The organism is Kitasatospora sp. NPDC001175 (assembly GCF_053598215.1).
Genome location: NZ_JBSFJU010000150.1, coordinates 1 through 5,839, shown reverse-complemented (window position 1 = coordinate 5,839; position 5,839 = coordinate 1). Strand labels below are relative to the sequence as shown.

At 67.1% G+C, this 5,839-nt stretch carries 6 protein-coding genes; all 6 read right to left on the bottom strand.

All coding sequences use genetic code 11. From position 1 onward, the window contains the following. On the bottom strand, nucleotides 1-362 hold a 362-nt coding region (locus ACWDAK_RS40370; RefSeq protein WP_427396264.1), incomplete at its 3' end, for an ATP-binding cassette domain-containing protein. Next, complete coding sequence (locus tag ACWDAK_RS40365; protein ID WP_344641537.1) at nucleotides 355-1,383, bottom strand: ABC transporter ATP-binding protein; 1,029 nt, start codon at nucleotides 1,381-1,383, stop codon at nucleotides 355-357. The genes ACWDAK_RS40370 and ACWDAK_RS40365, both read right to left, overlap by 8 nt. Before the next feature lie 53 nt (nucleotides 1,384-1,436). Continuing rightward, nucleotides 1,437-2,381: an ABC transporter permease gene (locus ACWDAK_RS40360; RefSeq protein ID WP_427396263.1), complete on the bottom strand. Its 945-nt coding sequence runs from the start codon at nucleotides 2,379-2,381 to the stop codon at nucleotides 1,437-1,439. A gap of 10 nt (nucleotides 2,382-2,391) precedes the next feature. Then, on the bottom strand, nucleotides 2,392-3,321 hold the full coding sequence (locus ACWDAK_RS40355) for an ABC transporter permease (RefSeq protein ID WP_344641535.1): 930 nt from the start codon (nucleotides 3,319-3,321) through the stop codon (nucleotides 2,392-2,394). Nucleotides 3,322-3,522: 201 nt separating this feature from the next. Next, a complete protein-coding gene (locus ACWDAK_RS40350; RefSeq protein ID WP_427396262.1) occupies nucleotides 3,523-5,166 on the bottom strand; it encodes a peptide ABC transporter substrate-binding protein in 1,644 nt (547 codons plus the stop codon). 473 nt (nucleotides 5,167-5,639) lie between these two features. Continuing rightward, nucleotides 5,640-5,839 (bottom strand): oligopeptide/dipeptide ABC transporter ATP-binding protein (locus ACWDAK_RS40345; protein ID WP_427396261.1); only part of this gene is annotated, 200 nt, incomplete at its 5' end.

Sequence of the window (5,839 nt, the reverse complement as noted above, 5' to 3'; positions counted from 1 at the left end):
AACGGCTCCCCGATGATGTCGCCCACCGTCATCCGCGGGTTCAACGACGTGTACGGGTCCTGGAACACCATCTGGATGTTCCGCCGCACCGCCTTCAACCCGGCACCGGAGAGCCGCGAGATCGCCTCGCCCTTGAACACCACCTCACCGGAGGTCGCCCGCTCGAGGTTCATCAGCACCTTGGCCAGCGTCGACTTCCCGCAGCCCGACTCACCGACGATGCCCAGGGTCTCGCCCTTGTGCAGCTCGAACGACACCCCGTCCACCGCACGCACCGCACCGATCTGCTTCTTGAACAGAATGCCCTGCGTCAACGGGAAGTGCTTGACCAACTCCCGGACTTCAAGGATCGGCTCAGCCACGGAGGGTCTCCTTCCAGAAGTGGCAGGCGCTGCGGCGGCCCGCCAGGTCGGCGCCGTCCTCGTCCAGCACCGGCTGCAGCAACGGCAGTTCGGTACGGCACCGGTCGGTGGCCGCCTCGCAGCGCGGGTTGAACGCGCAGCCGTCCGGAATGTGCAGCAGGCTCGGCGGCAGGCCCTTGATCGCGTAGAGGTCGCGGCCCTTCTGGTCCAGGCGCGGGATCGACTTCAACAGACCCTTGGTGTACGGGTGCGCCGGGCGCGCGTACAGCTCGTGCACGGGGGCGGTCTCCACGATCCGCCCCGCGTACATCACCGCGATCTTGTCGGCCACGTCCGCGACCACCCCCAGATCATGGGTGATCAGGATCAGACCCATCCGGTACTCGGCCTGCAGCTCCGCCAACAACTCCATCACCTGCGCCTGCACCGTCACATCGAGCGCCGTGGTCGGCTCATCCGCGATGATCAGGTCCGGCTCCAGGGCCAGCGCCATCGCGATCATGATGCGCTGACGCATACCGCCCGAGAACTGGTGCGGATAGTCGTTCACCCGCTCCTTCGCCGCCGGGATCCGCACCCGCTCCATCAGCTCGACGGCCTTCTTCAGCGAGTCCTTCTTGGACATCCCCTCGTGCACCCGGAACATCTCGCCGAGCTGCCAGCCCACCGAGAACACCGGGTTGAGCGCGGAGAGCGCGTCCTGGAAGATCATCGCGATCTTCCGGCCGCGGATCTTCCGCCGCGCCTCCTCGGGCATGGTGAGCAGGTCCTCGCCCCGGTACAGCACCCTGCCGCCGGTGATCCGCCCGGGCGGGGTGTCCAGGATGCCCATGACGGCCTGCGCGGTCACCGACTTGCCCGAGCCCGACTCGCCCAGCACCGCCAGCGTCTCGCCCGCTCCGACGCTGTAACTGACGCCGTTGACCGCCCTGGCCACGCCGTCCCGGGTCACGAACTCCACCTGCAGGTCGTCGACCTGCAGCAGGGGCGCGCCCGTCTCGTTCTGCACCGACTCCGTCATCGCCCTGTCCCTGCCGTCTCCCGCTCCGGTCACATCCGTCAACTCCACGCCGCTCACCGCAGCTTGGGATCGAGCGCGTCGCGCATGCCGTCGCCCAGGAAGATGAAGCCCAGGGAGGTGAGCACCACCGCGAGCGAGGGAAGGGTCCACATGTAGTCGTACACACCGATGAACCCCCGGCCGGCGGCGAGCATGTTGCCCCACTCCGGCACCTCCGGGCTGACGCCGACGCCGAGGTAGGAGAGCGAGGCCTCCGCGACCACGGCGGTACCGACGTTGAACGTGCCGTAGATGATGACCGGCGCGATCGAGTTGGGCAGGATGTGCCGCAGGATGACCCGCAGGTGCCCGGCGCCCAGTGCGCGCGCCGCGTGCACGTAGTCCATCTCCCGGGTGGAGAGCACCGAACTGCGCAGCAGCCGCGCCACGGTGGCCCAGCCGAAGATGGCGAGCGAGAGCACCACCGGCCAGACCCCGCGACCGGTCACGGTGATGATGATGATCGCGCCGATCAGCAGCGGGAAGGCGAAGAACACGTCGGCGACGCGCATCGTCAGCGTGTCGTAGAACCGGCCGAAGTAGGCCGCGATCGCACCGAGCACGATGCCGATGGCCAGCGTCAGCAGGATCGACACCAGGCCGACTATGACCGCGATCCGGGAGCCGTAGATCACCCGGGAGAGCTGGTCACGGCCGAGGATGTCGGTGCCGAACAGGTGGTCGCTGCTCGGGGGCTTGAGCGTGTTCATCAGGTCCTGCTGCAGCGGGTCGTGCGGGGCGATCAGCGGTGCGAAGACTGCGGTGAGGATCAGCACCGCCACCAGCAGCAGGCCCACCAGGGCCAGCCTGTTGGCGGCGAAGCGGTGCCAGACCTCCTGCCACTCCTTGACCACCTTGATGGCCGGCTCGGCCGAGGCCCCGGCCGAAGACGGATCCTTGCGCTGCCCGGGAACGGCCCTGCCCGGTACGGCGGTTGCCTTCGTCTTGTCGTCAGTCATCTCAGCGCCCTCAGCTCAGCCGGATGCGGGGGTCGAGCATCGCGTACAGCAGGTCGACGACCAGGTTGAGCAGCACGAAGATGGCGACACCCCAGGTCGCCACCCCGACCACGACCGGGTTGTTCTGCTGCTGGATCGCGGTGGACATCGCCATACCGACGCCGTCCCAGTTGAAGATGGTCTCGGTGATGATCGCGCCGCCCATCAGGCCGCCGAACGAGATGCCGAGGTAAGTCACCACCGGGATGACCGAGTTGCGCATCACGTGCTTGAGCAGCACCTCACGCCTGGGTACGCCCTTGGCGATCGCGGTCTTCACGTAGTCGGCGCGCAGCACCTCCAGCATGGTGCCGCGCATCAGCCGGGCGACCAGGGCCGCGTCCACGATGGCCAGCGTGATCGCGGGCAGGATGACCTGCAGCGGATCGCTGGGATTACCGATCACCGGCACCCATTTGAGCTGCACCGCGAAGAGGTTGAGCATCAGCATGCCGATCACGAAGGTCGGGAACCCGACCAGGATCGTGGTGATCAGCGTGACCACGGTGTCCACCAGCGAGTACCGTTTGAGCGCCGCCAGCGCGCCGACGGCGGCACCGATCGCCGCGTCGAGGACGATGGCGACGACGGCCAGCTTGGAGGTGTTGACCAGCTTGGGGCCGAGGATGTCGGAGACCTGGCGGCGCTGGGTGTAGTCCTCACCCATGTCTCCGTGCGCCAACTTGCCGATGTACGTGCCGTACTGGACGATCAGCGGCTTGTCGAGCCCGTACCGCTTGTGCAGCTCGGCGATCACGGCGGGGTCGCGGGAGCGCTCGCTGCCGGCCAGCGAGCCGACCGGGTCACCGGGGATGACGAACAGGCAGGCGAAGAGGATCAGCGTCGCGCCGAGCAGCACGATCACCATCTGTCCGAGCCTTCGCAGCAGATACCTACCCATGGCATGTGCCTCTCTATGGGGTCGTGGCAGAGCGGCGTAGCCCTCTCCCCCGTACACCGCCGGGTCCGGCAGGCGACCGGGGGGCCGTCGCCCCCGCCTGATCGAGACGGGGGCGACGGCGTTGTGCTCGGCCCCTTCGGTCAACTGCACTGGGGCACGTACGGATTCAGGAGCGGACCACGCCTGGCGCGAAGGGACGGGCTACTTCTGCGAGACCGTGGCCAGGGTCGGGTTCTCGTTGAAGTCGTAGGTCAGGTTGGCCCACTTCTGGGTGTTGGCGACACGCTGCTGCTGGCGGGTGAAGAGCGGGATCAGCGCCTGGTCCTCACCGATCGCGAGCTTCTCGGCCTGCTGGTAGATCTTGTCGCGCGCGGCCTGGTCCTTGGTGCCGGTGGCCTGCTGCAGCAGGGCGTCGAAGGCCGGGTTGCTGTAGCGGCCCGCGTTGTCGCCCTGGGCGTCGTGGGTGGTCGGGTCCTCGTTGATGGAGGCGGTGGCGAGCAGCGGCGCCAGGTAGTTGCCGGGGGTCGGGTAGTCCGCGCCCCAGGCCGCCCGGTACATACCGGTGGCGTCCGCCGACTTGTCCTTCTTCAGCATGTCCTTGAACGGCATGCCGTCGATCTGGACGTCCAACCCGAGCACGTCCTTGAGCTGCTGGGCGACGGCCTGCACCCAGGCCTCGTGCCCGCCACCGGTGTTGTAGCCGAAGTACAGCTTGGTCCCGGGGGTCAGGCCGGCCTGCGCGGCGAGCGCCTTGGCCTTCTCCTTGTCCTGCTTGACGCAGCTGGCGCAGACGCCCTCCTGGTAGGCGTCCTTGAAGGCCGAGGGCACCAGCGTGGTGGCCTTGTGGCGGAAGCCCTTGAACACGCCGTTGACGATGGCGTCGCGGTCGATCGCGTAGGAGATCGCCTGACGCGCCTCCTTGGACTTCAGCGGGCCCTGGAAGGTCACCGGCAGCAGGTAGTTCATGCCGTTGGACTCCCAGTCGTACCACTCGTTCTTCGGCCCGTAGGTCGCCTTGGCGACGGACAGCTGCTCGGTGGGTATCCGGGCCCAGTCGAACTGGCCCGCCTGGAAGCCCTGGTACTCCAGCTGGTCCGCGTTGGCCGAGTTCAGGATGGAGATCTCGATCCGGTCCAGGTGGGCCTTGGTCAGGCCGTAGCTGTCGTTCCGGACCAGCGTGATCTTGCTGTTGTGCTGCCAGGGCCCTTCCATCTTGAACGGCCCGTTGCCGATCGGCATGTCGTTGAAGGTCTTGTTGGTGGCCGGGCCGGCCACCTTCGGCATCGGGCTGAACGCGGTGTGGAAGGTGCGGAGGTCGAACTCGCAGTCCTTGATGGCCAGCTTGACCACCAGGGTGGTCGCGTCGGGCGCCGACAGGCCCCGGAAGGTGGTGGCCGAGCCGTCCTGGAGCTCCTTGAAGCCGTCGATCTCGTTCATGTGGTACGCCACGTCGGAGGCCGCGTCCTTGGCCGCGACCCGAGCCCAGCCGCGGACGAACGACTCCGCGTCCACCGGCTCACCGTTGGAGAAGGTGGTCCCGCCCTTGATCTTGAACGTCCACTGGCTGCAGTCGTCGTTCGCGGTCCGGCTCTCGGCCAGCGCGTTGCTGACCTTGCCATTGACGTCGACGCTGGTCAGGCCGGTGAACAGGTTCTGGGCGACCAGGGTGCCCTCGGACTCCTGCACGTTGTACGGGTCGATTGCAGTAGGCTCGACAATGCCCAGTCGGAAGGTTCCGCCATCCTTGGCCGGCGCATTGTCGCTCGCCGTCGGCTTTCCGCCGCCGCCGCCCGAGCCACCGCCATTGCTGCAGGCGGCCACCGCCAGGATCGTGGTGGCAGCCACCGCCGTCCAACGCATTGTCTTGGTGAGCCTCATTCAACTGCCTCTCGATTCGGGGCGTGGGAACGAAGGACCCTCCATAGCCCGGCTTTCCAGGCATGGCGGAGGTCAACGTCAGGACGCAGATGCCTAGTTGGCGATGCGACCGTCGACGCGCGCAGAGCAACTATCGAGCCCGCCGACCCCGTTTGGAATCTTCCTCACATCTCTTTTCTGTTACACGGCGCACACAAGCCGGACCATTGACTGACAGAGCGATACATATCGCCCAAGGAATTACTCATTCCATCCTCCGAATAGCGGACATGATTATCCGGATGTCGAGGTTTTATCGGGGAAGAAAGCCCGGAAAAAGATCACCGAAAAAAGATCGTCTCTCGCGCATCGCGTCCCCTGCACCTCGCCGGAAATCGCGCCGCGCTCCACCCGGTCTCGCGCCCTGCCGCGCTCTACCCGATCTCGCGCTCCGCCGCGCTCTACCCGATCTCGCGCTCCGCCGCGAAGTGACATGCGGAGTCATGCGCGGCCGCCCCGGTCAGCCACTCCCTGACGGTCAGCGCGGGCACCTCCACCGCGCACCGCTCCTCGGCCTTCCAGCAGCGGGTGCGGAAGCGGCAGCCCGAGGGCGGGTTGGCCGGCGAGGGGATGTCCCCGGACAGGATGATCCGCTCACGCC

Coding starts and splice junctions, on each gene's coding strand:
- ACWDAK_RS40360 (WP_427396263.1), bottom strand. CDS start 2,381: ATGACTGACGACAAGACGAAGGCAACCGCCGTACCGGGCAGGGCCGTT.
- ACWDAK_RS40365 (WP_344641537.1), bottom strand. CDS start 1,383: ATGACGGAGTCGGTGCAGAACGAGACGGGCGCGCCCCTGCTGCAGGTC.
- ACWDAK_RS40355 (WP_344641535.1), bottom strand. CDS start 3,321: ATGGGTAGGTATCTGCTGCGAAGGCTCGGACAGATGGTGATCGTGCTG.